The following is a 26,289-nucleotide window of genomic DNA, read 5'->3' as shown; positions in this document are numbered from 1 at the left end:
TCAAGATTTAATGTTCCGGATGGCAGGCGGAACACCGTGCCGGCGCGCCGAGCTCTTCATGACACCCGATACAGAGTTGGTGATAGATCTCCTTGGCGTCTTCCGCCTCATGACAATCGCTGCAGGTCGCGATATCAAGACCTTCATGATGACAGGTTTCACAATGTTCGATCAGCTCCTGATGATGCCGGTGATTCAGCGGAGTCGTCGGTTTGCGATCCTGGCCGAAGGAGATTTCCAATGCCGAGGGTCCCAGGTCGTTTAGAGCCACCATCGACATCGTTGTACCCGCGCTGTCATCCTTCGGCGGCTTTTCCCACCGATGGCATCCGCCGCAATCTCCCCCCGGCGCATGCGCACCGGGAATGGCCAGGGCGACCCGTTGGTGGCATCCAATGCAATCCAGATGATAAGCGCGGTCCAGGGAAAGGGGGCCGGCCAGACGCCGCGGGGCCTCAAGCGTATGGCATCCCTTGCAGGTGATCGGGGCCGGAGCCTCCGGGTGGCGATCATTCACCGCTTGGTGGCATCCTTTGCACTTCAAGTGAGCGGCGCGTTTCATCTTGGGGATAAACTTACCTTTTTCGGATACGAGCGAGACATCCGCCTGGTGGCATTCACTGCATGCCATGAGATCGCCGGTATGGTGGCAAGTCTCGCAGGCAATCTTATGCCCCTGATTCGAGGCATGGCTGAAGTGAGTGAAGGGTACGGGCAGCACTTTCGCCGGATCTTGGTTTTTGCCGATGAACAGCATATTGTCATCGGGACCGCCGTGCGCCGGATCTCCATCATGCGGTGGACGATGGCAATCGGCGCATCGCTCCCCGGGATCCTCCCCTTCGGCGACATTGTGATGACAAACACGGCAGGGGATCCGGTAGCCGTTCATGGCATTGGAGGCGTGTGTGAAATGCGAAAAACCGACCTCTCCCATATTCCCGGGCATCTCCGCGAGAACAGTAGAATCATCCGGCCCATATTCCGCCGGATCTTCCCCACCGGTCGGGATACGTTGATAGGGCAAGGACCACTCCGAGATCCCGCTCTCCGTGGAGACGGCTTTATCGCCCTGACCACAACCCAACGCCAGAATCAAACCGCAGAGAGCGGCTGCTGTGAACAATCTCTCTCTTATCATGGAAAACTCTTCCGATAGCCTTGATAACAGATAAGCCCGCATTGGAGGCAGCGCCGGCTTTCCTTCCTGGCCATCTCCTCAGTTAATCCGAGTTCAACTTCATTGAAATTCAGCCGGCGCTCATCAACACTGAGCTCCGGCATTTTCACACGCGCTCCCCTCTCAAAGGAAACCCCCCTATCGATACCCGGCAGATTCGGCGCCTTACGGTACCAATTGGATGGAAGCTCCATCTCTTCGCCCATAAGGCTCATATGAATCGATCGCGCGGCAAAACGTCCGTCTCGAATCGCCTCCACCGCCGTGGCGGCGCCACGCCAGTCATCACCCCCGGCGAAGACCTGTTTGAGAGCCGTTTGCATGGTGCCTTCCTTGGCGTCGATCGAGTTCCATCGTGTCCGCTCTATCATTTTGGCCAAGTCACCGGCATCGAGACAGTCCAGATTCGGGGATTGCCCGATCGCGCTGAAAACATTGTCGACCTCAATCTCCATTTCAGAACCTTCAACCGGCACAGGCCTGCGTCGGCCGGAGGCATCAGGCTCACCAAGCTCCATTTTTTGGAATTCCAAAGCCTTCAGCCGTCCACCCTCGCCGACCAATTTTGTCGGGGCGGCGAGGAAATGATATTTGATTTCCTCATGCTCCCCTTCAGCGACTTCAATGTCGTTAGCCGGCATCTCTTTTCGCGATCGCCGGTAAAGCAGGTAGACATTTTCAGCGCCCAGGCGCCAGGAAGTTCTCGCGGCGTCCATCGCCGTATTGCCGCCGCCGACAATCATGACATTTTTGCCGATCGGTGTGTCCTCCCTCAAACCGCGCTTAATTAAAAATTCCGTTCCGCTCGCCACCTCTTCAAAATCATGTTCTCCAGGCACACCCAACCGGCGTGAATCCCAGGCGCCGACCGCTATGTAGACCGAATCAAATCCCTGGTTAATTAGGTCATCCAGTGTGAAATCCTTGCCCATCTTTGTATTACATTCCAACTCGACACCCAGCTGAAGAATACCGTCAATCTCCCAGGCCAGCGTCTTCTTCGGCAGACGGTACTCGGGAATGCCGTAGAGGAGCATGCCGCCCGGTTCCGGCATCGCCTCAAAGACCTTTACTTTGTGACCCAAGCGCGCCAGATAGTAGGCGCAGGTCAATCCAGAAGGGCCACCGCCGATGATCGCGACCCGCTTCCCCGTATCCGAAAGGACTTGGGGAAGCACGTGCTGTCCGGAAGTCATTTCGAAGTCGGCGGCAAACCTTTTGAGATGGTTGATATTGATGGCTTCGTCAACCTCTCCCCGCCGGCAGGCGGCTTCGCAGGGATGGGGGCAAACCCGGCCGCAAACCAATGGGAATGGATTGGCCTCTTTGATGATTCGCACCGCCTCCAGAAACTCACCCCGGCCGATGGCCGCTATGTAATCCGGAATATCGATCTGGGCGGGACAGGTCGCCTGGCAGGGAGCGACACAATCATCCTCGGTTTGTACATGCGTGAACCGGCGGCTGGGCGTCTGAACCCGGATAATCCCTTTGGGGCAGACTCGCTCGCAGGTACCGCACGCCGTGCACTTCTCGGCGATCACATGCGGCAGGCCGTCTTCGCCCATGACCAGGGCGCCAAACGGACAGGCATTGACGCAAGTTCCCAAACCCAGGCATCCCATTGTACAAATCTTGCCGCCGCCGCCGACCAATGCGGCGGCCCGGCAATCGGGAACACCGGCATAATCAAAGCGAAGGTGGGCATCATCCATCCCATACTTGCATCCCAATTCAGCGATGCCGACTTCCCCGGCTTCCACGGATAGACCCAGGATTTCCGCAACCGCCTCAGCCACCTCGATTCCGCCGGCGACACAGAGATCCGGGCCCGCCTTACCTTTTGCGACGGCCAACGCCGCCGCCGAACACCCGGAAAAGCCGCATCCGCCGCAGTTCGCCCCCGGCAATGCCTCCTCGATCTCGAGAACTTTGGGATCAACGTGAACGGCGAAGAACCGCGCGGCGACACCCAGACCTAGTGCTGCAAGGAACCCGATTCCTCCGATGACACAAGCCGCAACGAACATCTTATTTTGACCTCTTGTTTTAGATCAAACCCTTAAACCCCTGAAATGCCAGGGCCATGAGACCTGCCGTGATGAGCCCCGACGCGGTTCCCTGCAGCGCTTTCGGCATACGGGTGAGGGCGAATCGTTCCCGCAGCCCCGCAAACAAGACGAGCGCGAGAGCAAATCCGACCGCAGAGGCAAATGAATATATCAATGTGTTTATAAAATCGAAGTCCTTCTGGATATTGATAATCGCCACACCAAGTACCGCGCAATTCGTTGTAATAAGGGGCAAGAAGATACCCAAGCTGTTGTATAAGGCCGGTGCGGTTTTCTGAAGAACAATCTCGACCAGCTGAACCAATGCGGCGATCACAAGAATAAAGGCGATGGTTCTGAGATACTCCAGCTCATAGGGCACCAGCAAATACCACTGCACGATCCAGGTGATAGCGCCGGCAAGGGTTAACACGAAAATGACCGCCATCCCCATTCCGGTCGCGGTCCCCATTTTCTGGGACACGCCTAAAAATGGGCAATTCCCAAGGAATTGCGCCAAGAGAATATTGTTAACCAAGATGGCGGAGACGACGAGGAGTAAATATTCAGACATGACGTGCTCCCTATGCGGCCTTGGCCGAACGCGCGCTGATAATGTTCATAAGCATCAGCATTCCCCCCAGGGTGACGAAAGCACCGGGAGGATCCACCATAAACTTAAAAAGGAATTCCTGGCCATCGGCCAAGGGAATAAGGGATACGCCCAGATTCGCCTGGGAAAACAATGTCAGACCGCCGGTTCCGCACAGCTCGCGAATACACCCAATGGCGGATAGGGCTAATGTGTAACCAAGCCCGATGCCCAATCCGTCGAGCAGGGATCGTCCGACACCGTTTTTGGATGCAAAGGCTTCCGCCCGGCCGAGGATGATGCAATTCACCACGATGAGCGGGATAAATACCCCCAGGGAATCTGATAACATCGGGGTATATGCTTTCATTACCAATTCAGTGATGACAACAAATGTCGCGATAATAACAATAAAAGTGGCGATCCTCACTTTGGGGGGAACGACCTTTCGAAGCGCGGAAACAAAAATATTGGAACAGACGAGCACGAAGGTCGTCGCCAAGCCCATCCCCCAGCCGCCTTCCAAGGATTTTGTGACAGCCAGCGTGGGACATATGCCGAGTACCAATCGAAACGGTGGAATCTGCTCCCAAAAACCCTTGGTGAACTCTTGAAGAGGGGTCCTCATCGTCGTGTACCTCTCTACTTTCCGATAATATCGGCCCGGCGCTCTTCGAGAAGCGCGGCGGCCCGATCGACCGCCTCAGCGTAGGCGGTCGAAGAAATCGATGCTCCGGAAATAGCGTCTACTTCTCCACCGTTAGCACGCAGCTTGATCCCGCTTGAGAACTTCATTCCCTTAAATTGCTGGATGAACGGTTCCTTGTCATTCGCAACGCGGGCCCCCAGGCCCTGTGTTTCTTTTTGATCCAGAGTTTTCACGCCGAGAATTTCTTCTTGTACAAGATCAAACGCCGTCAAGACTTGAATATCTCCGCCGTACCCTCCGCCGGCCGTCTGCAAGGCGGCGCCGATAACCTTGCCGCCCTTCTTCGCCGTGAATACGGAAAGACGCAGTTTCCTGCCCCGGGAGTCCTTCCCGAGATCCAGTACGATCCTATCCGCTATAACATCGTTATCCGGCTGCAGCGGACCGAAAAAGTCATCAAGGCTCGGTTTGATTTTTGTCTCTAAAATCCGCTTCTCAATCACCGGATCAGTGACCGACTTGACGGCGGAGAGAGCCATTCCGGCCAATGAACCCACAACCGCAAGCACCAAAACCATGAACCAGATTTGATCACGCATGGCGCACCACCTTTCCGAAGGGTGTGGGAGTGATCCTGTCGAAAAGCGGGGTTGCGAGCGACATGATCATGATGGCAAAAGGCACCCTGCCGTACGGCAAACCGGAAAGTCGAAGTATGATTGTCAGCAGCCCGGCCATGAAACCGAAAAGAAAGAGTCCCCAGGGAGTGACCGGGGTTGATGTCCACTCAGTGCATAGAAAGAAGGCGCCGAACATGGCGATACCCGTGAAGAGCTGGAACAGCACCGGGGGATAGAGTCCGGGATCCACGGCATGCGCAACGGCGCCTGAAAGGAGCATCCCAGCAATGAATCCGGCCGGTCCCCGCCATCTCGAAACCCGGCGCCAGATGAGAAACAGCCCGCCGAGGAGCAGCAGCATGGGGGAAACGGTGCCGATGGGACCGACCTGTCTTCCAAGGAAGAGATCACTGATTCTGTAATCCCCCGCGTCACTCGGATCGATCCGGACGGCTGTCTGCGGACTTTCCGCGGGCGCGACACCCTCGATCCGCGTCTCCGGGGCGTTTATCGGATAGACATTTTTCGCAAACTCATTCGGACAGGAAACGACCATGATGAGAAGCCCGACAAGGGCGGGTGACAACGGGGCGCCTCCAAGGGGGCCGTACGGCATCTTGCCGATAAGAATAGCCAAAACCGCGCCGTCAAAAACGACCCACCATGGCACACCGGCAGGCACGAGCATCGCCACCATGAGACCGACGAGAGCGGCATGACCGTCGCCGATTGATATCGGCCGGCGGGTGATCTTGTTTAACAAAAACTCCATACCGACGGCGCCGAAGACGCCGAGCGCCACATACAGCAGCGCGTTGAAGCCGAAAGTGAAAACACCCCAGATGACGGAGGGCGCCAATGCGATCATCGTCGTGAGAATCATCCCGCGTATCGTGCGTCCGTAGCGGATGTGAGGGGACAGTGAAACCACATATCGGCTATTCGACATCAGCGGGACCTCCACAAAGCGAGCACCTCGTTCTTCCCATGCACCATGAACTGAACCATGGAGCGTTCCGCCGGGCAGACATAAGAACAACAACCACATTCAATGCAGGAGAAAAGGTGCGCCTCTTCCGCCTCCTGCCATTTGCCGAATTCGCAATAACGGGACAACAAGCCGGGCAATAACCTCATCGGACATACCATCACGCAGAGCCCGCAGCTGATGCAGGGGTGGTTCACCTCCTCCACCACTTCTTCCGGCCTGAACAACCAGATGGCCGTCGAATCTTTGGCCATCGGAAAATCAAGGGTATGTAATGCGGATCCTTGAAGCGGTCCGCCGACCAGAACTTTTCCGTATTCCTCCGTTTCCCCGGCGGCCTCTGCGATGTCGGCCAGCGTCATACCGATATAAATCTTGACGACCTTTACTCCAAAGGAGCCGCCGACCGTAATTAGCCGGTCGAGAACGGGCCGCCGCTCAGCGACGGCGCGGGCGACCCGCAGCACCGTATCCACATCCAGCACCAGCTCACCGCTTTCATGAACACCGCGGAACGCAACATCCGGTTCACGACCGCCGATGGCGCAGGCCACGAGCGGATCGGCCGCAGAAGGGTAGGTCCCGGCATTGACTCTGAGGATTGAGTATTCATTGTCTTCAGCCAACTGAACCAATCCCGGAGCGTCTTGATTCCGATCCAGGACAAAGTGCAGATCCTTGGTTCCGGTGATCTTTTGTAAAACTTTAAGACCCAGATGCAAGCGATCCGTTTTCTCGCCGATTTCCCTTGTAATGGTCTTCAGGGTCGCCAAATGAGGATCAACATCCGTAAATCGCACGGCGATCTGCCGGACCGGCCGGGCGATAACAGAGCCGGTCGCCGAAACGAAGCCATGCGGGTCCATCGCCTCGCGGATGAGAGCCTCAAGCGAATGAGCCTCCCGGCGGCTGGTAACGATGCCGGCCTTCCTGATCTCCTCGAGCAATTCCGCACCGCTCTTCGAGAGTGGATCGGGATCAGGTTCGAAGGTCTCCATCTCAAATCCGCCGTTGCTTTCAACGACCAGCGCCTTTGTTACGGTCCCATTCGGGGCGATGACGTCTTCAAGCCCCTTCACGATACCGCAAATAGGGGAATGTAAATCCGGCGCTTGACCCTTGGCGCCCTCAGCGACGAGCTGCCCGATTTTCACGGTGTCACCAGCCTCAACAACAGGCACGCAAATGGGGCCGGCGCATTGTTGAAGAAGTAGAAACACCTTGTCGGGCGGTGGAATCTCAAGAATGTCACCAACCGGCTTTTGCTTGGGGATATGAATCCCTCGTCCAAAATACGGAATGTCCATAAAAAGCCTTAATCCCACCAATATTGTGCAGGCTAAATTATTGACGTTAAAAGGGGTCACAGACCCCTAGAGAGCACTGCATTATTCAACCCACCCCATGTCCGGAGTCTTCCTCTTTTGGGGTTCAATCTGAGAGATGACCCAGGGACCTAATTCTCCGTCAGGATGTGATTGTCGTACTCGGTCTCAAAATATAGTTTGTGCTTTGCCTCTTCATTGGCGAGTTCAAGCAAAAGGTTTCGAACCCCTTCATCATCCGCCAGCTTGGCCAGATCGCTGTAGAGCTTGAAGGCATTCTTTTCTCTTTGCATCGCCACAATAAGAGCTTGTTGATAATTGAATTCAGCGCCGGAAGACATATCGATCTCTTCAGTATACTCAGCGATCTTGAGATCCTGGATTTTCTTCGCCGAGATGAGGAGAAGCTTTCCCTGTTTGACCTTCTCGAGCTTCGCCTTATGCCGCCGCTCCTCATTGGCAAAATCCCTAAAGAGATCCTTCATCGCGTCCCGCTTCACCCGTCCTGACATTTCCTGATAGAACTTCGCGGCCTCAACTTCTCGAGCGATAGCAAAATCCAGGATTTCATCTATTGAACCAAAGCTCTGCACCACGCCCCCCTTCTTGCGGCCAACTGATATTGGATTTTCTTACTTCAGGATTGATTATAGATAAGGAGGTCTTTCCGTCAAGAGCGTCTGTCCCGAAGGAAACTTCCGGCCATATTGTTGACTTGAGCGTATGGAAATCGGCTCGATTCCTGCGGCCGCAGCGCGCCTCCGTATTGACACATGGATAGAGGCCTCATAAGATCCCGGCCTATCCTCCCTTCTGGGAAGCTGTTGAATGAAGGATTGGAGAGAGAGATGGGTCGGAGAACCTTCAGCTGGATTCTCATCTTTTATATTGTCATCCGCTGGATTCTGGCCGTTCAGCCCGGCTACATCATCGATACACTAACCTATAAGCGCTGGGCGCTGGGCGCCGGCCGGGAAGGCATCCCTTCGATTTACGACACCGTGGATTTCGACTATCCCCCTCTCTACATTTACATCCTGTACCCTTTGGGAAAAGCCTATCTCGCCCTGGCGGCGGAAACTCCCCTTGGAACCATTCCCGACTCCACCCTCCTGACACTCCTCATCAAACTTCCACCCTTCATTTTCGACATCCTCATCGCGGCCGTTCTTTATCTCCTGATCTCTCGACGGCGCCTTTGGGGTCCGCAACGAGCGGGACCGAAGTGGGGGCGATGGGCCGCCTTGATATATCTTTTCAACCCCGCCGTACTGTGGGATTCGGCCTATTGGGGCCAACCGGACGCCATTCACAGCGCCTTCGTTCTGGCGTCTCTCTTTTTCCTCGGTGGAGGGCGGGCGGCCGGTTCGGGTGTGGCGCTCGCCTTGGGGGGAATGATGAAACCGCTGGCGGCGCCGATCGCTCCCTTGGTCGCTGTCGCCGCCTTTGCCAGAGACCGATGGAAGGGGCTGTTGACGGCCGGTCTTTCCGGCGTTGCCGTCGTGCTGGTGCTCTTTCTCCCCTTTCTCATGACGGGGCGTGGATCCTCGGTTCTGAACCACGTGCTCTTTGATGTGGGACTGATGCCCTTCACATCTGTCAACGGCCACAATCTCTGGTGGCTCCTCGGCGCTTGGAGGGACGCCAATACGCCATTCTTCGGGCCTCTGACACCCAAGATTTTCGGATTGGGGCTTTTCGGCCTCCTTTCCCTCCTCATTCTCTACCGATCATGGCCGGTTTTCCGGCGCGCCAAGGATGACGCAACCTTCACGGCGGCGTTGATTCAAAGCGCCGCCATCATCACACTGCTCTTTTTCTTTTTCTCCACCCACATGCATGAAAATCACCTTTTCATGGCCGTTCCCTTGACATGTGCGCTAGCCGGAAGATCACGGAATTGGGCTTGGCTTGCGGGAATGATGACCTTCGCCGTCTTTCTCAATGTCATCTTGCATGATTACGATCCGAATCCAATGAGACGCATCACCTACTATCCCCCGTTCACGTGGGGAGGGATCTCTCCCTTCGAGAATCTGCATCAGCATCGTCTCTTCGCCTGGGGCGAGCTGATCGGCACCTATCTTGGATCCTTGATAACGGCGGGTCTTGTAATGGCAATGTTCCGGGAAGTATGGCGATTTTTGGGCCGGGCTAGATCGGATTAAAAAAGTCTCCTTCCCCCTGAAGCAAAGCAGCCAGGTACTGAGCATTCTGAACGGCGTGACCCGCGTGGCAATTGTTAAAAAAAACATATGTCTTTTCAGATTGATCCGCCAGTTCCCGGATCTTGTCGACCCATTCCTGAAGTTCATCTTTTGAGTAGAGATAATTGTAGCGCTCGGAACCTTGACCGGTCCACCAATCCTTCTTGTTTCTTCCATGGAGGCGAATATAGCCGATAGCGGCGGTCCGGCGAGCCATCGGGGGAAATAGACCCCGAAGATCCGGCTCATCGACTGAGCAAAAATCCAAGTCTGAATTCTTTAACAATTGAAAGGTCTCTTCACCCGCCCACGAATCATGCCTGAATTCAATGACCAGGGGGCGGGCCGGGAATCGACTTCCCAGCCATTCCAGATATTTCTGGTTCTCCCTTGTCCGGCGGAAAGACCAGGGGAATTGAGCCAGAGCGCCGATGTACTTCCCCGCCTGGCGCAGGGGTTGTATCGCCTCGAGGAAGGCCTCAATAGCGGAAGGATTATAACCCCGCTTGTGCGTCAAATCGCTTTGCAATTTAACAAAGAACTCAAAGCCCTTCGGCGTCTTATTTTCAATCCTTGAAAATGTGTTCGCATGGGGCAGGCGGTAATAGGTCACATTGAGCTCCACCGCCGGAAAACAGGAGGCATAGAAGGGAAGCATCTCGGCGGGCCGTGTGCCGGGGGGATAGAAGGGTCCAATCCAGTCCCGGAATGAATAACCCGATGTACCGATACGGATCTTCTGCACCGATACAGGATCACCCGGTCTCCAGAGCGAAAAACCCGGAGTCTGTGGATGGTGCGCGGCGCCCCTCCCCGCCCAAACCTGCTCCCCGCCAAAGAGCGGGCCCCACGGGTTCTTGTTCATTCTCTGTTCCCAACCATCGTTGCCGCCCGAAACATGCTCGCGGTTCCATATTCCTTCCGAAGATGATCGAGGGTCTTAAGCAGGCGCTGATACTTGCGATCCTCGGGAAGGAGATGCTCTCCCGGTGCGAATTCCGCCCCCTCCCGATGCTGAGGGATGAGCTGTCCCATTTTGACACCCAGGAGACGGACAGGCTCTCCGATAGCGTGCCGGCGAAAGAGATCCTGTACGACGGAGTATATGACGCGATTTTCATTTGTGGGCACTGGAAGTGTTCTCTGCCGGGTGATCGTATTAAACGAATGGGTCCGCATCTTTAACACAACGGTGCGTCCGAGATAGCCGCCCCGGCGCATATCATATCCGACCAGATCTGTCAGAGCCAGCAACAACGCCATCACGTCATCCTCTTGAACGAGGTCATGCGAGACGGTGTGCTCGTGTCCCAGGGATTTCGGGGGCGCCGCCTCCCCGTACGGAACGACAGCGGATCCCTCTTCTCCGCGGGCTCCCGCCACAATGGAGAACGCCATTACGCCCATTAAATGTGAAAGCGGCCGCGGATCGGCGCCCGCCAGATCGCCGATCGTTTGAAACCCCAAGCGCCGCAAAAAAAGACCCGTTTTCTCACCCACGCCCATCAGATCTTCAACCGGGCGCGGCCAGAAGTGCCTCCGGAAGGCGCGGGGGCCGAGCAGGGTCAATCCCCGCGGCTTATGAAGACCGGTCGCCATTTTTGCGACGAGTTTGTTTGGACCGCCACCGATCGAACAGGGAAGGCGGATCTCCTTGGCGATGCCGTCGCGGATACGCGAGGCCATCCTGAATAAGGGAGTCTCACGAACCGGCCGGCTGGAAAGGCCGCCGTTTCCAGACGGCATCGGCATCATGAAGCGGTCGGCACGGGGCTCAATGACATTCGATAGATCAAGAAACGCCTCATCGATACTCCACATTTCGACCCGCGGCGTGATTTCAAGAAGATACTTGAGAATCCGAATGGAGAAGCTTTGATACTTTACGGCATCTGTCGGCAGGAAGATCGCGTTCGGGCACAAATGCTCGGCTTTTGTTAAGGACATCCCCGCCCTGATTCCAAAGGCCCTCGCTTCATATGACGCGGTTGCGACGACGCCTCTATCACCGGGCCTGCCCCCGATAATAAGCGGCTTTCCCCGCAGCAAGGGGTTGCACAATATTTCCACCTCCGCGAAGTAGGCATCCATATCGATGTGGAGGATTGTCCGGTCGCCGGGCCGTTGCGGTGCTGAGCCGGTCATGATGGCACCAGACCCTCCACCGCCCGCTCCGGATACTGGCGTATGATCCCTACGACCTTGCCGAGAATACTGAAGCGGCTGTCCCGGGAGACCGGTATCGGTTCGTAATCAGGATGGGATGGACAGAGGCGGATTTGGTTTCCCCTCAACTCCAGTCTCTTTACGGTCGCTTCCCCATCCAGGAGGGCGACGATGAGTGACCCATGATCCGCCCGACATTGCGGTCTAACCAAAGCCAGATCCCCTTCGTAGATTCCGGCATCTCTCATGCTGTTCCCCTTGATAATGAGGGCATAGGCCGCCCCCCTCTTTCTCCATTGGGGATCCAGAACGATAGAACCCTCTCTGTTCTCTTCAGCGCTGATCGGCGTACCCGCGGCGACTCTGCCTAATATGGGGAGTTCCAGAATCTGATCTCCCTCCAGGGGAGGCGGGATTACGGACGGCGCCACCGGCACAAAGCCTCGCGCCATCCCAGGATGGCGTCTGACCAATCCTGCCCTCTCAAGCCGGCGAAGATGGTATCGAACGCTGTTCGTCGAGCGGAATCCGAGCGCCTGGGCAAGCTCTCTCAGGGTCGGTGGCGCGCCGCATTCGGAGATCCACTCATTCAGAGTTCGGAGAACCCGGTCCATGGTCTTCATGATGACCCAATTATATTGCACATTTGTGCAACAAGCAAGATAAAAATGTCGCTTCATCGAGAGGTGGCAAAAGAAAATCCTTGGATCTAGAGTAAGGGCGCTGTCCCCATCCGCAGCGATGGAACGACAGTGAAACCCTGTCACCCACCGCTCCGCCGGAAGCGGACAGAAAGGTCACCGCCAATGAAAATATTGATCGTCATTCATGATGCTCCCTACGGATCCGAGAAGCCCTACCAGGCCTTGCGACTCGCGGAAGCTCTTCTGCGGGTGGAAAAGGATTTGGAGTTGACGGTCTATCTAACGGCGGATGGTGTGCTCTGCGCCAAACAAGGCCAGATCACCCCCAATGGGTATTACAACATTGAGCGATTATTGAAACCGATCCTTCAAACTCAATGCATTATGATCTGCAAGACGTGCATGGAAACCCGGGGCCTCAAAGAAGAAGAGCTTGCGGAAGGCGTCTTACAGACACGTCTTGGAGATCTGGCCCAGTTGACGTTTGAAGCCGACAAGGTTCTCATCTATTGACAATGCGGATTTTGATTTCATTAGAGTTTTCTATCTTCCTGATTTGTTTTATTAATAGGATCTATTACATTCAAGGATTCGGTCCACCCGGGATTCCCTTGACCTCATTGCTATCCAGCACGATATTTAGTAACGTGGTATGTGTGTTGGTTGTTCGGAGAATGACCGGCCTTTTTTCATCTTGAAACGCGGAGGCCCTAATGACGGACGGCATCATCTATCTTGATAATGCGGCGACCTCATTCCCCAAACCTGAGGTCGTACATGACACCGTTCGCGATTTTTATCGCGATAATGGGGTCAACCCAGGCCGTACGGGATGTGATCTGGCGCTCAATGCCGAAAAGATGATCCACCAAACACGCAAAAGACTGTCGAATTTCTTCAACAAGAGCCTGGTCGACGCCGGTAAAAAGAAAGATCCAAACCGTCTGGTTTTTACACTCAACGCAACGATGAGCCTCAATCTGGTGATCAACGGGCTTGTACGGCCTGGAGATCATGTCGTCACAACGGTTCTGGAACACAATTCCGTCATCCGCCCTGTTAACCACAAGATCGCCGAGGGCGCTGAAGCCACTTTTGTTAAACCTGATGGCGAAGGGTATCTCGATCCTGAAGATATCCGCAAGGCGATCCGCAGCAATACGGTCCTGGTGATTGTCAACCATGCGTCTAATGTCACCGGTGTCGTGCAAAACCTTGAAGCGATCGGTGCTGTCTGCCATGGGAAAGGAGTTCCCTTTGCGGTAGACACCGCCCAGACGGCTGGTGTCCTTCCGATCGACATGGCGAAATGCCATATTAGTTTTCTGACCTTCACCGGACACAAAGGGCTCTTCGCCCCCACTGGAACCGGCGGCATCTGTGTCGCCGATGACGCTGAGATTACCGGCACAATCTACGGCGGTACCGGCGTCAGAAGCGCTGTCCCCCTTCACTTGGAGGAATACCCCTACCGGCTGGAAGCGGGAACATTGAATTTGGCGGGTATTGCCGGCCTCTCGGCGGGCCTCGACTGGGTGGAGGAGCGGGGCGTGAAAAATATCCATCGTCATGAGATGGAGCTGCTCGGCCTATTGCAGGATGGACTGCTCGAGATTCCTGGTGTGAAGATATGGGGCACGACAAGTTTAACAAATCGAGTGGCGACGGTATCGATCACCGCAGAGAATTATGACGCCTCCGACATCGGCACTATCCTCGATGTGGACTATAATATTCAAACACGCACCGGTCTTCATTGCGCTCCGCTGATTCACGAACATCATGGGACGGTTCCTCGGGGAACGGTCAGGCTCTCAGTGGGACCCTTCAATACCCGCGATCATATTGAAACGGCGGTCAAAGCTATGGCGCAGATTGCGGCGGACCGCTTTTCAACAACCAAGGTCTAGAGAAGATCCATCATCAGAGAACCAGCGCGGAATAAACCAACTCAACAACGGCTTGAATCTCCGTCCCCAATTTATATCGTTTTGACAATTCTATCAATTGATCCGCGCAATTGTGGCAGGGTGAGGCGATTATCTTGGCTTCTGTTTTCCTGATTTGATCTGCTTTTCGTCTCCCGGAAGCGACCCGGCGTTCTCCATATTCGCTCATGGAAAGCATTCCCCCACCGCCCCCACAGCAATAATTGTGATGACGATTGGGCGTCATCTCGACGAAATCCATGACGACGCGCCGCAAAACCCGGCGTTGGGGCTCGCTGATGCCGCCCCATCTCACGAGATTGCAGGGATCGTGGAGCGTCACGCGTTCCGGGTTCTTTTGGGGATCGACCGTTATCCGTCCTCCATCCAAGTATTCATCCAGCAACTCCAAAATACTCCGCGCGGGAATATGATACGCCTCCCCCAGCCAATTGGGGCCTTCCCATCGGAACGAACGGAACCCATGACCGCATTCTGAGAGAACGATCTCTTCAGAACCGAGCTCTTTGGCTTCTTTCATCACCCTTCGGGTCAATTCAGCTGCGGAATCGTCGTCACCCGAATAGAAGCCATAATTCGTTACATCGTAGAACTTGCTCGACATGGTCCAGCTTTCGCCGGCGGCATGAAAGACACCGGCCGCCGCCATGAGTGAGAGAGGGAAGAACTTCACCTCCCGGGGATTCACAAGATAGAGGACCCGTTTGCCCTTTTCATCTACATGAACTTTAACATTATCATCGTTCATTTCCAGTTTCAGATCCGATGACAGCCAATCAGCCGTGGCGAATAATTCTTCACGGGTTATCGCCATCTGATTCCCTGTATGAATCTGATTATCAACGGTCTTTTGAAGCCCTTCCGGCACGCGTCCGGTGGCGGCAAGGATATTGCGCCCGGCCCGGATGATGCCGGCGATATCCAATCCGATAGAACAGTGAATACCGCAGCGGCCGCAGGCGGTGCATCTTCCATAGACCGTTTCCACCAGATCATCCAGGGCTTCCGGGGTCAGGCTCCGGGCCCCGACGAAAGAAGGAAAGATCCGCCCTAAAAAGGTGTGATAACGCCTGTAATGACTGATGACCCGGGCGGCCTTCACCGCGGGGTGATTCGCCGGCTCGCTTTCGGCTTGATAGATATGGCAGGTCTCCGCACAAAGGCCGCATTTAACGCAAGCATTGAGATGAAAGGCCGCGCGACCGCGGACGGATGCGGTCAGGGCCGCAATCGCTTTTGAGGTATCATCCATCGTTCGGTTTTGACTCCATTGTCATAGGTGCCGGCGGATAAACGCCACGATACCCCAATCGGCGGCCATAATCCCAGCGGGCGGCGAAGAAAAAGATCGCATGCCGCAATTTGCCGAGCGGCAGATAAATCATGAGCAGCCCGGTATAGACAAGAAACGGAATCGGCCGATTCAAGAAGAGGCCGGAAGCCGCCGCTAATCCCGTCCAACCACACGAAAGAATGATTGAGAGGTAATCATCGGGGTAGCTCATGAATCGCAGATCCGGCGTGGCTAGACGGCGCACAAGCAGGAAAAGCCCCGCCGCCAGTGAAGCAAGGAAAAGGGGAGAAAGATATCGAAGAACCCGCATTCCGAGTTCGAATTGTATAAGACACAAAATCGCCGCCGCTAAGCTGAGAAAGACACCGAAATGCATCAGCAGACCGATGGCGAATTTACCCGGATGCCGCCGGACCGATTCTTTATGCGCCGGTGTCATTGCCGCCGTAAAATTGTAAATGACGCCCTGAATGGGGTCGCCGGCACGCCGGCTGTAATCCTTCCGTCCTCCTCCGTGGGCTTTGCGAATCTGCAATATCGAGAGCACGGCCGCCCAGATGATGCTGGCTTCGACAAAGATGGCAATCGGCGTCTGCATCATTGAACATATCCCCTAAATGAAAATCATGAACTATACGCAGCCATCGGGCTTCGGGAGACCAGCGACACGGCAGGCGCCCCTGGCGGGACCGGAGGTATACAGTTTATAAATCTCGCGGACGCTGATACCGATTTCTGTGCAAATGAGCCGGACCGGTGGGGCAAGATCGTTTTCCTGCCAGTAATTGCGAATATAGTTTGCGATGGCCCAGTGCTTATCGGTCATTTGCTCGATGCCCTCATCATTCGCAATCGCATTGCCGACCTCCTCATTCCACAGGGTGGGATCGACCATGAATCCATCCTTGTCAAATTCAATATTTTCAATCACGCTCATGCCCCTCGCCTCCTTCTGAGATGGCTTTTCTCTTTGCTGAATTTTTCCCTGAACCCAAGGATTCCCAGCATGCCTTAGAACGGCCTACGTTGCAATGTCCAAACAAGTTGACGGGTTGATATAAAGACAGGCTGGAATAAGACCTTGCGGGGGATGGGACTGCGAACCGGTCTGGTCGGAATTCATATTTGCCGGGTCTATCTAAAAGATAAGGATATCTCAAATGAAAGAATTTCATTGAACAGTTTCATCAATAGAAACGTCTTTTCCTTAGGGGGGATTTTTCTTCCAAACGTCCCGGTTGCCGAGAGGGGGAGGCCGGGGATGCTTGCCGGGGTGACGCTGGCTGTAGCCCAAAGTGCTATTCAAAGGGGGATTGTTATGCCTTTTCGATATTTGCTGATCACGATGGCGGTTTTGATTTTCATCGGCATCCCCTCGGCGCAAGCCGCGGAGATCCACGAAGCGATTGCCGCTGGAGATGCGGCCCGGGTTCAACAAATGCTTCGCGAAAATCCCGACCTCATCAATGAGCGGAGTGTAAATGCGACGCGTGATCTGCCGCTTCTTACCGCCGCCATTCACGGTAATGTAGAAATCGCCCGGATTCTTCTGGATGCGGGGGCCGACATCAACTGCGGCGACATTGATGAGAGTACGCCTCTCGGCGTCGCCGCTCTGAACCGGCACGGCGAAATGGTCGCTTTCCTTCTCGAGAGAGGCGCTGATGTCAATTGGAGGGATCATTTCGGCGGATACCCCCTCAGCTTCGCCGCGTCCGGCGGCGATTCAGCGATCGTCCGGCAAATCCTCGACGCCGGTTCGGACCTCAATTATTTGACACCCGGCGGAATCACACTTTTACATTTCGCCGCATCCCGTGGTCTCAGGGATTTGTTTGATCTTATGATCGAAAGAGGAATCGATGTCTCTGTGGCGGCCAATAACGGCGCGACACCCTTGCATTGGGCGGCGGCGGGGGGACGGGTCGAGTTTGCGGAGATGTTGATCGCCAGAGGCGCCGATCCGTCGGTTGCCGACACAAGCGGGAACACCCCGTTGATAGATGCTTGTTGGCGCGGCAGGGTGGAGATAGCCAAGTTCTTCTTGGATAAGGGCGCGGATGCCAATGTATCCGATGAGAACGGTTGGACCGCCCTGCATGCCGCGACAAATCGCAATGAAACAGAGATCGTAAAGGCCTTGATCGCCCATGGCGCCAATGTCAATGCAGGAAACCAAAATGGCGAAATCCCTTTGGTTCAGGCTGTCGATAGCGGCAACCTGGAAATGGTACAGGCCTATCTTGCGGCCGGAGCGCGGACCGACGCCGAAGATACAAACACCCATCAATCTGTACTGCAAATAGCGGCTCTGCGAGGTTACCAGGATGTCGTTGAAGCCCTCGTCGCCGGCGGCGCTCCTATCAATGACCCCGGCGCCGGCGGAGAAACTCCGCTGCAATTGGCCTCACATTACGGCCACCAGGATGTGGTCGATCTTCTGAAAGCCCGCGGCGCCGCCGGTTCGACCGCTGACGGAAAGGGTTGCCTGACGGCTCAAACTGAAATCAAAGACAATGAGGCCGTGGTGTGGTATCTGGGACACAGCGGCTGGGCGATCAAGACCAAAGAACACTTCCTTATCTTTGACAGTTTTGATCAAGGCCGGGAACCTTCCCAACCCGGGCTGTGCAACGGCCATATCAATCCCCAGGAAATCGCCGGCGAGAATGTCATGGTCCTGGTCTCTCATGAGCATGGGGATCATTACGATCCGTACATCTTCGGCTGGCGCGAACAGCTACCTGACATTTCTTATGTTCTCGGGTGCCGGCAGCAGGATCAGACCGGATATGAATATATCGGACCGCGCCAGGTTCAGACGATTGACGGGGTCAAAATCACGACAATCGAGTCCAACGACTCGGGCGTAGGATTTGTGTTAGAGGTCGATGGGATGGTGATCTATCACGCGGGGGATCATGCCAACCGTCACCAAGATTTCTCCGGTCCCTACAAGGCCGAGATCGATTATCTCAAGGAGCGTGGCGTCCGCCCCGATATCGCTTTCATGCCGATTTCGGGATGCGGCTTCGGCGATCAGGTTGCGGTGAAGATGGGGGTTCATTACGCCCTCGAAACGCTGAATCCCAAGGTTTTCTTCCCCATGCATTCCGGGGGGAACTCACAGCGATACTTCGACTTCATTGAGGAGTGCGAGGATCAATTCCCGCAAGTCAGAATGGACGCCCCGAAGAACCGGGGGGATCACTTCCGCTACAGCCACGGCAAGATCAGCTGAGAGGCCGGGAACCCGGGATCGAATTCCAAACGATCCCGGGTTCCTCCGGAGGTTTCGGCCAACAGGTCTTTTTCCACTACACCTTCCGCTGTATTGTCATCTTTTATGCTCTCCGTCACCCTTAAATATCGGAACCTCATCAGACGAAACGGGTTTGAACTAAATCATACTTTTCGGTATATTATCCTGAGGCAGGAGATCCAATCCGCCGGCAGCAGAACCGAGTCGCCATCAGGAGGGAGCCCATGGCCTGGGAGTACAGCGAGAAAACCAAACAATTATTCATGGACGCCGTTCAGGGCAAGCCGGGTACGCATCTGGGTGAGATCGAGAATCCCGATGGTTGTGGCGAGCATGGATCCATCGCCTGCGGCGACGCCCTGCGTTTTACATTCCGGGTAAAAAAGCATCCGACGGATCCCCTGAAGGATATTGTCACCGAGGCCAAATATCTGACTTTTGGATGCACCTCCGCCATCGCGGCTTCAGAAGGCCTATGTGCTTTGATCGAGCGTGGAAATTTCACGCCCATTGAAGCTCTGAAGATCACCAACAAGGATATTGTTGATTATCTAGAGGGCCTGCCGGAGCAGAAAATCCACTGTTCCGTTATGGGCGCCGAGGCCCTTGAAGCGGCCGTCTTCGATTGGGCTAGGAAGCGCGGCGTCAACCTGAATCATCTGGGTATCGATATGCACCCGGATGAGGATGATGAAGGCAAGATCGTCTGCACCTGTTTCTCAATGACCGAGCCCTATCTCCGGCGCAAGATCAAAGAACTGAACCTCAAATCCATCCCTGAAATAACTAATGCCATCAAGGCCGGGGGCGCTTGTATGTCCTGCCATCATGTACCCGGAGGATTACAGGACCTGATCGATGAAACTTGGGGAACCGAGTCGAGCAAACCGAGAAGTGAAATCAATGACGGCGAAACGGGAGGCGCGAGACCCGCCACGTCGCCGTATCAATTCAGCAAAATGGTCGAGAAGACGTTGGATGACTATATACGCCCTATGCTTCAGCGGGACGGCGGCGACCTGGAGCTGATCGATATTAAGGATAAGCTCATCTATGTTCGTCTTGCCGGTGCGTGCAGCGATTGCGCCGGTTCGGCCCAAACTCTGAAAATGCTCGTGGAAAAGACACTCAAAGAAAGAGTCGATGATCAGATCCGGATTATTCAAATATGAGCGGGAGAAGCGGTTTGAAGATAATTTATACAGACAATAATGCGACAACAATGGTGGCGCCTGAAGTCATTGAGGCGATGGCACCCTATCTTGCCGAGCTCTACTACAATCCCAGTTCCACCTATGATGCCGCGCATATCACAGGAGACGCCATAAAAGAGGCCAGGAAGGATATCGCCGAGGCGTTGGGAACAAATGACAGCAAAGAGATTCTCTTCACGTCCTGCGCAACAGAAAGCAATAACACAGCCATCTTCGGGGCAGCCAAAGCCAACAGGCAGCGAAAGCATATCATCACATCATCCGTTGAGCATCCCGCTGTGCTGGAAGTCTGCAAACAATTGGAGCGGGAGGGCTATCAGGTTACCTACATCCCGGTCGATACCGACGGCAATCTTGATATTCCGGCTTTCATCCGCGCTCTCGATTCCGATACCCTCATGGTTACCATCATGCACGCCAACAATGAGACCGGTATTGTATTCCCCATTGAGCAACTCAGCCGTCTGACGAAGGAAACCGATCCCGCAATCATCTTTCACACCGACGCAACACAGACCATCGGCAAGCTGCCGATCAACCTCAAGGACAACTTCAAGCATATCGATCTCATGTCCTTTTCCGGACACAAGTTTCATGCTCCCAAAGGGATTGGAGCGCTCTTTATCCGGCGCGGCACTCCCTGCCGCCCTTTACTGATCGGCGGGCATCAAGAGGAGGGCCGGCGGGGAGGCACAGAAAATGTCGCCTATATCGTCGGGCTGGCTAGAGCGTTAAAGTTGATCCTGGCCCATCGCGATGAGGACGAGGAGAGGATCGAGCAGCTCCGAGACCGCCTGGAGACTTCGCTTGAAAAGATGATTCCTTTTGTACAAATCAACGGCAAGCATGCGCCGCGGCTGCCCAACACTCTGAACATCTCCAGTCATTACATCGAGGGCGAAGGAATGTTGTATCAACTAAGCGGCGAAGGAATCTGCGCCTCCAGCGGATCCGCTTGCACTTCCGGGTCCCTCGAGCCATCGCATGTGTTAAGAAGTATGAACATCCCGTTTACCGCGGTCCATGGATCCATCCGATTCAGTCTCAGCCGTTACAACACCGATGAGGAAATCGATAGGATCATCGAGGTGTTCCCGAGAATCGTCTCGAATCTGCGAAACCTATCCCCTTATTGGGACAAGCAGAATAACCGCCCGCGTCCCAACGCGGATAAGATGTTCCAGGAAGTTCACTGAGAATCGACGATCAGCCCGATGACGCCGCGGTTCTTCGTGCGCCTTTCTCATCCGCCAATCACCTTATATACCAACCGATTATGGGATTCTCCCTTCTCAGCATAGCGCCCCGGAACCGAGAAAAAAGAAGCTCCGGATCATTCAACCCTATCGTTGAAGCGCCCTATCGTGTTATCGATACTGATCAGGCGGAGGAGGAAGAAAGATGATCAGGATCTATGTTACCGGCGGCACATTCGACAAAGAATACAACGACATCAATGGGACCCTCTATTTCAAGGATACACACGTGCGCAACATGCTTCAATTGGGCCGGTGCCACTTGGAATTGGAGATCCGGACTCTGATGATGATCGACAGCCTGGAGATGACCAAAGCCGATCGTGAGACAATACGCAAGAACTGCATGAACTGCGATACGGATCGAATTGTGATTACACACGGCACGGACACGATAGAGGAAACCGCCCGCTATCTTGGAAAAACCATAAAGGAAAAGACAATTGTGTTGGTTGGAGCGATGATCCCCTATACATTTGGCAGCTCCGACGGCCTATTCAATTTGGGCAGTGCTTTGGCTTTTGCCCAAAGCCTCCCCCCCGGCGTTTATGTAGCCATGAATGGCCGATACTTCGACTGGAACAACGTTCGAAAGAATAGATCCTCGGGAATCTTTGAGGAACGACACGACCATTAAGCCGGGCTGTCGCCGTGATTTATCAGGGGGGTTTCCTCATGCTTCGATCTGCTGCTGGTCTCCGCTGTATTTCGCTCTCCTGTATCTTGCTTGCCTGTGTTTTGCTTGTATGCTGGCCGGCCGGAGCAATCCCGGCTGCGACACTCAGCGGATTCGTCTATGACATTGAGAATGGTGAAGCGCTAAGTCATGCGGATGTTTACCTTCAGGAGACTCCGTATGGGGACATGACGAATGAGAAGGGTTATTACGTCATTCCAGATCTTCCCGCGGGAGGATACAAAGTCGCATTCAGCTATATGGGCTACAAACTCGAGGTTCGATTTATCATGCTGGCTGAGAATGAGGAAATCGAGCTCGACATGGAGCTGACGCCTCAGCCGATCCTATTGGAGACAGTCGAGGTGAAAGCGGGACACGACAATCTCGTACTGGAAACCGGCAGGCTTACCCTGCGCACACGGGAGCTGGTACAGATGCCCGCGGCGGTCGAGGTTGATCTCTTCCGTTCCATACAAATGCTGCCTGGTGTCACGACACTCTCGGATTACTCCAGCGGGCTCTATGTCCGCGGCGGCAGCCCGGATCAGAATCTTATCCTCCTGGACGATGTCGATGTTTATAACCCGAGTCATCTATTCGGCTTCTTCAGCACCTTCAATGTCGATGCGGTCAAATCGGTGGAATTGCAAAAGGGGGGTTTTCCGGCCCGCTATGGCGGACGGCTTTCATCATTGTTGGATGTTCATAATCGGGATGGCAACCGGAGGAAATTCGAGGGTGTTGGGAGGTACAGCACTATTAGCGCCAGTACGACTCTCGAGGGACCTTGGCGTCATGGTTCATGGATGGTTTCCGGGCGGCACACATTCATTGAACAGCTGGCGCGCCGGCTCGACATCGATCTACCCTACAAGTTTTACGATGTCCACGGAAGGTTCAATGCGGATATTGGGAAAAACGATCGCTCCAGTCTCAGCTATTACCGGGGACGCGACAAACTGGACTGGGATCAAGAAGGGTTGGATGTATTACTTGATTGGGGAAATGACACCTGGAGCGCTCAGTATACCCATCTCTTCAGCAGCCGGCTCTTTTCGCATACCCTCATCGGCGGCAGCCGGTACAGCTCAATTGCCGAAGTCACCTTTCAGGACTTTGACATGCGTATGAAAAACGAGATCCGTGATCTTTCCACAAAATCGAATCTCTCATTCACCCCGAACCGGGATCATCTCATCGACTTCGGCGTCGAAGCCAAGTTATTGGATTTCGGCTTCAATCGGCGGATGGGCGATGATTCAAACCTCGATTTCAAGTATAGCGGCATTTACAGCGCTCTTTACGGCCAGGATAGCTGGCGCCTCTCGCCTCAATGGCAGATCCAACCGGGGCTTCGTCTGGATTATTACTCCGAGGGAAGCTACTTCAATCTGAATCCTCGCCTAAAGCTCCTTCGCCGGATTAACGAGCGGGTCTCCCTGCATGCCACCTATGGACGCTATACCCAATATTTGAATCTTGTCGCAGCCGAAGATGCGAGTTTTACCTCGATGTGGTTTCCGGTCGACGAAACACTGGATCCGGGAACAGCTGACCACTTTATTCTCGGTCTCGAACTCGGGCCCTATGATCATTTCGATCTGTCTTTGGAGGGGTATTATAAGCCTTATCACAATCTCGTTGAATTTAACGAGGAATTCGGGGAGTCGCTCATCGAAGAAGATGCGCAAATGGGCGAGGTATTCAACTCCGGATCCGGAAATGCTTATGGCACCGATCTATATTTAAGAAACAATATCCACGGATTTGAGGGATGGCTCGGCTACACTTGGGGCGTAGCCCATCGGACGATCACCCATTTCAACTTCAGCAAGGAATTCCAACCATCCTATGACCGGCGGCATCAGATTGTCGCCGTACAAGATTACAATCTAGCCAAGCACTGGCGTTTGAATTTCATCTTCAAATACGGATCGGGCCAGCCAACGACCCTCGCCGTGGGCAGATATACAGCAATGGATATTATGGGCCGCGAATATGACACGGTACTCTACGGAGCAAAAAACACGAGCCGCCTGCCCGCCTACCACCGATTGGATGCCGGAATCACTTATCATACAAAATCGGCCGGTATGAGCGTTGAAGTCGTCCTTCAAATCATTAATGTGTATAATCATGAAAATGTTTATATTCGAAGCTATGACATGACCGAGAATCCAGTGAAATATAACGATATCACCATGCTTCCGCTGCTTCCAACCATCGGCATCAATGTCACATTTTAGGAGAACGTAATAATGCGTGACTGGAAAGCAAACCATCTCGACGATCCAAGATATCCACAAGGCACCGTTTTCCCGGCATTGAAGATCACATGGGGAATTGTGACGCTCTGCTTCCTGGCTCTCACCGGATGCTCCACTGACGTCAATAAACCCGACACCGAACATGCCATTATGGTTCACGCTTATCTCTATGTTAATGAAGCAATCCATGACTCCAATGCGGTTCTTATCACACGCACCATGCCGGTGGATGAATACTACAATGTCGATGAGGCCGTCGTTGTAAACGCGCTGGTGACGCTCCGCATAGAGGGAGCCGCACTTCCGGAAACATTGCACATGACCGCGCCCGGCTATTATGCGAATTCCAGCATTAGGATTCAGCCGCTCCAGACATATCATTTGGAAATAGCCATTGAGGGAGAATCTCTCATCAAGGCCACAACCACAACACCGGCCGCATACGCTGTTCAAGACTCACCGCTGGTTTATCCGGCTGAAATGAGACACTCCCAGATACCGGAGAACTACCCTTTCACATTGCAGGCCCCGGATTCTTCACAAATATTCTTGGTCGACGTCTATTGCACGGAGGAATGGGAAAATGCAAGATATATCAATCCTTTTGCAGACCATGACCGCCCGGACGACTATGATGAGTACGGCGGTGATGCCGGTGAGCCGCGGCATATCTTCGGCTATTTCCGGTTGAATGATATCGAACATGATGGAGATTTATATATCTTGGATTGGTATGGCGCCATGATGGCTTTTTACGGTGAATATGACATTGGATTTCTGGCAATTGATGAAAACTATTATAATTATCTATATCGTGAGCATGCGGAACGCAGCGGCGGAATCGTCGGCGGCCTCGGCGTTTTTGCCTCGGCGTTCAGAGAAAGCTATCATGTAAAAATTCTTGATTAGCATCTCCGCAGACACATGGGCTTCCTCTATCCCCGGCTGTCTCCCCGAACCTGATTTAAGATCCTATCCCACCTCTTCCTGCGGGAATTGTTCTGGAAACTCAACACCCCGAGCGCGCCAGGCCCGGGCGATACGGCCGCCATACCCGCTGCGGTACCAGGGACTGGCGATTTCACGATCAATCCCGCGCCATTTGAAACCCGCCGCGCCGAGGGGATCGGGCACGCCGGCCTGGATCCAATCGATGGACTCCCCCACCGTCATTCCAGCGGCAAACCATTGCCCTGCCTGGTAGGGTTCAAAGCCCGCTTCGGACCAATACTGAACGTCATCCGGGGGAATTCCCGCGTCCATAAAATTGAAATGGCCGGTATACATCCCAAAGAGCTGCCTAATGTCGACGCAACGCTGCCCGAAGACGACCGGCAGCATCAATGTTTGATCCTGAAGCTCTGCAATCGTACCCTCTTGCATTGTTGTGCCCATTTGACGCACGGCTTCAAACAAACCGGTCGACTGGCTGATTTCATTCCGGCACGATAGTATCTTTTGCCGCCAGCGATCGCACACTTCAGGCCGGTTCATAACCTCGCCGTATGTAATGAGCCCGTTTACATAATGTTCCCGTCCATAAGAGGCGTCGCAATGGGCGGCCACCCGAAGATGACAGGCGTCGAGGTCTTGCATCAATGATTCGACATCCATGTTTTTCAAAAGGGTTTCAATAAGCATGCTCTGGCGCTTCATCGCTGATGACAGCAGCTCCCAAGCCAATGCCGCATCACCGGACCGCCCCGGGCTCTCCGCAAAGTGAATAATCGGATCATAATTTCTGAATTGATCCCACCACTCATTAATCATATCCAGGATTTTTGCCGTTTTCGCGAGCCGTTCATCGCATTCAGGGGATTGGGTCAATTGCCCCAAGACATTGTTGAAAACATATTCCCCCTGATAATTCGCACATAAAGCGTTCAGAAATGCATGGGTAATATTCATATCATCAAGGAGCTCTGTCTTCATATCGTCGGGCATGG

24 protein-coding genes are annotated in these 26,289 nt (G+C 54.2%); 9 read left to right on the top strand and 15 right to left on the bottom strand.

The features are described from left to right. Positions 1–7 precede the first annotated feature (7 nt). The 8 genes from KJ970_08770 to KJ970_08735 all read right to left on the bottom strand — a co-directional run bounded on the left by KJ970_08770 (position 8) and on the right by KJ970_08735 (position 7,998). On the bottom strand, positions 8–1,141 hold the full coding sequence (locus KJ970_08770; GenBank protein MBU2691009.1) for a cytochrome c family protein: 1,134 nt from the start codon (positions 1,139–1,141) through the stop codon (positions 8–10). Then, entirely contained in the window at positions 1,138–3,210 is a 2,073-nt protein-coding gene (locus KJ970_08765) for an FAD-dependent oxidoreductase (protein MBU2691008.1), read from the bottom strand. The genes KJ970_08770 and KJ970_08765 overlap by 4 nt, the downstream gene beginning before the upstream one ends. A gap of 19 nt (positions 3,211–3,229) precedes the next feature. Next, entirely contained in the window at positions 3,230–3,805 is a 576-nt protein-coding gene (gene rsxA / locus KJ970_08760) for an electron transport complex subunit RsxA (protein MBU2691007.1), read from the bottom strand. A gap of 10 nt (positions 3,806–3,815) precedes the next feature. After that, complete coding sequence (locus KJ970_08755) at positions 3,816–4,451, bottom strand: electron transport complex subunit E (protein ID MBU2691006.1); 636 nt, start codon at positions 4,449–4,451, stop codon at positions 3,816–3,818. Between the two features lie 14 nt (positions 4,452–4,465). Next, the gene (locus KJ970_08750; protein ID MBU2691005.1) at positions 4,466–5,071 is read right to left on the bottom strand and encodes an RnfABCDGE type electron transport complex subunit G; all 606 of its coding nucleotides are present in this window, start codon (positions 5,069–5,071) and stop codon (positions 4,466–4,468) included. After that, a complete protein-coding gene (locus KJ970_08745; protein ID MBU2691004.1) occupies positions 5,064–6,041 on the bottom strand; it encodes an RnfABCDGE type electron transport complex subunit D in 978 nt (325 codons plus the stop codon). The genes KJ970_08750 and KJ970_08745 overlap by 8 nt, the downstream gene beginning before the upstream one ends. Continuing rightward, positions 6,041–7,387: a hypothetical protein gene (locus tag KJ970_08740; protein ID MBU2691003.1), complete on the bottom strand. Its 1,347-nt coding sequence runs from the start codon at positions 7,385–7,387 to the stop codon at positions 6,041–6,043. The genes KJ970_08745 and KJ970_08740 overlap by 1 nt, the downstream gene beginning before the upstream one ends. A 149-nt stretch (positions 7,388–7,536) precedes the next feature. Beyond that, positions 7,537–7,998 (bottom strand): ferritin family protein, encoded by a 462-nt coding sequence (locus tag KJ970_08735; GenBank protein ID MBU2691002.1) that lies wholly within the window; start codon positions 7,996–7,998, stop codon positions 7,537–7,539. A 255-nt stretch (positions 7,999–8,253) separates the two neighbouring features. Between KJ970_08735 and KJ970_08730 the strand changes: the two genes are divergently transcribed. Continuing rightward, positions 8,254–9,573 carry a DUF2029 domain-containing protein gene (locus tag KJ970_08730; protein MBU2691001.1) on the top strand — a complete coding sequence of 440 codons (1,320 nt, stop codon included), beginning with the start codon at positions 8,254–8,256 and terminating at the stop codon, positions 9,571–9,573. Here KJ970_08730 and KJ970_08725 read toward each other — a convergent pair. Genes KJ970_08725 through lexA form a run of 3 tightly spaced genes read right to left on the bottom strand, consistent with a single transcriptional unit; the run spans position 9,560 to position 12,458 of the window. After that, on the bottom strand, positions 9,560–10,477 hold the full coding sequence (locus tag KJ970_08725) for a DUF72 domain-containing protein (protein MBU2691000.1): 918 nt from the start codon (positions 10,475–10,477) through the stop codon (positions 9,560–9,562). The genes KJ970_08730 and KJ970_08725 overlap by 14 nt on opposite strands. After that, the gene (locus KJ970_08720) at positions 10,474–11,757 is read right to left on the bottom strand and encodes a DNA polymerase IV (GenBank protein ID MBU2690999.1); all 1,284 of its coding nucleotides are present in this window, start codon (positions 11,755–11,757) and stop codon (positions 10,474–10,476) included. Before KJ970_08720 ends, KJ970_08725 begins: the two co-directional genes overlap by 4 nt. After that, positions 11,754–12,458, bottom strand: coding sequence for a transcriptional repressor LexA (gene lexA, locus KJ970_08715; protein ID MBU2690998.1), 705 nt, complete (start codon positions 12,456–12,458; stop codon positions 11,754–11,756). The genes KJ970_08720 and lexA overlap by 4 nt, the downstream gene beginning before the upstream one ends. A 126-nt stretch (positions 12,459–12,584) precedes the next feature. Here lexA and KJ970_08710 point away from each other — a divergent pair, with 126 nt between their 5' ends. After that, complete coding sequence (locus KJ970_08710) at positions 12,585–12,935, top strand: DsrE family protein (GenBank protein MBU2690997.1); 351 nt, start codon at positions 12,585–12,587, stop codon at positions 12,933–12,935. A gap of 200 nt (positions 12,936–13,135) precedes the next feature. Beyond that, on the top strand, positions 13,136–14,332 hold the full coding sequence (locus tag KJ970_08705; protein MBU2690996.1) for an aminotransferase class V-fold PLP-dependent enzyme: 1,197 nt from the start codon (positions 13,136–13,138) through the stop codon (positions 14,330–14,332). Between the two features lie 13 nt (positions 14,333–14,345). Here the strand turns inward: KJ970_08705 and KJ970_08700 are convergent, their stop codons facing one another. The 3 genes from KJ970_08700 to KJ970_08690 are packed head-to-tail and all read right to left on the bottom strand — an operon-like array spanning position 14,346 to position 16,602. Continuing rightward, positions 14,346–15,623, bottom strand: coding sequence for a (Fe-S)-binding protein (locus tag KJ970_08700; GenBank protein ID MBU2690995.1), 1,278 nt, complete (start codon positions 15,621–15,623; stop codon positions 14,346–14,348). Next, positions 15,616–16,266, bottom strand: coding sequence for a hypothetical protein (locus KJ970_08695; protein MBU2690994.1), 651 nt, complete (start codon positions 16,264–16,266; stop codon positions 15,616–15,618). The genes KJ970_08700 and KJ970_08695 overlap by 8 nt, the downstream gene beginning before the upstream one ends. 30 nt (positions 16,267–16,296) lie before the next feature. Next, the gene (locus KJ970_08690) at positions 16,297–16,602 is read right to left on the bottom strand and encodes a TusE/DsrC/DsvC family sulfur relay protein (protein ID MBU2690993.1); all 306 of its coding nucleotides are present in this window, start codon (positions 16,600–16,602) and stop codon (positions 16,297–16,299) included. Positions 16,603–16,983: 381 nt separating this feature from the next. Here KJ970_08690 and KJ970_08685 point away from each other — a divergent pair, with 381 nt between their 5' ends. From KJ970_08685 to KJ970_08660, 6 genes are all read left to right on the top strand, one after another. Next, the gene (locus KJ970_08685; protein MBU2690992.1) at positions 16,984–18,906 is read left to right on the top strand and encodes an ankyrin repeat domain-containing protein; all 1,923 of its coding nucleotides are present in this window, start codon (positions 16,984–16,986) and stop codon (positions 18,904–18,906) included. Positions 18,907–19,151: 245 nt separating this feature from the next. Next, positions 19,152–20,099, top strand: a complete 948-nt coding sequence (locus tag KJ970_08680) for an iron-sulfur cluster assembly scaffold protein (GenBank protein MBU2690991.1) — start codon at positions 19,152–19,154, stop codon at positions 20,097–20,099. 14 nt (positions 20,100–20,113) lie between these two features. Then, entirely contained in the window at positions 20,114–21,337 is a 1,224-nt protein-coding gene (nifS, locus tag KJ970_08675; protein MBU2690990.1) for a cysteine desulfurase NifS, read from the top strand. 205 nt (positions 21,338–21,542) lie between these two features. Beyond that, the gene (locus tag KJ970_08670; protein MBU2690989.1) at positions 21,543–22,034 is read left to right on the top strand and encodes an asparaginase; all 492 of its coding nucleotides are present in this window, start codon (positions 21,543–21,545) and stop codon (positions 22,032–22,034) included. A gap of 38 nt (positions 22,035–22,072) precedes the next feature. Then, a complete protein-coding gene (locus KJ970_08665; GenBank protein MBU2690988.1) occupies positions 22,073–24,322 on the top strand; it encodes a TonB-dependent receptor in 2,250 nt (749 codons plus the stop codon). 12 nt (positions 24,323–24,334) lie between these two features. After that, complete coding sequence (locus KJ970_08660) at positions 24,335–25,252, top strand: DUF4249 family protein (GenBank protein MBU2690987.1); 918 nt, start codon at positions 24,335–24,337, stop codon at positions 25,250–25,252. A 63-nt stretch (positions 25,253–25,315) separates the two neighbouring features. Here the strand turns inward: KJ970_08660 and KJ970_08655 are convergent, their stop codons facing one another. After that, the gene (locus tag KJ970_08655) at positions 25,316–26,287 is read right to left on the bottom strand and encodes a hypothetical protein (protein MBU2690986.1); all 972 of its coding nucleotides are present in this window, start codon (positions 26,285–26,287) and stop codon (positions 25,316–25,318) included. Between the last annotated feature and the right edge of the window lie 2 nt (positions 26,288–26,289).

This window comes from Candidatus Eisenbacteria bacterium (assembly GCA_018831195.1).
Lineage (GTDB): Bacteria > Eisenbacteria > RBG-16-71-46 > CAIMUX01 > JAHJDP01 > JAHJDP01.
The sequence above is the reverse complement of the archived record's forward strand: the minus strand, read 5'-3'. Positions and strand labels throughout refer to the sequence as shown.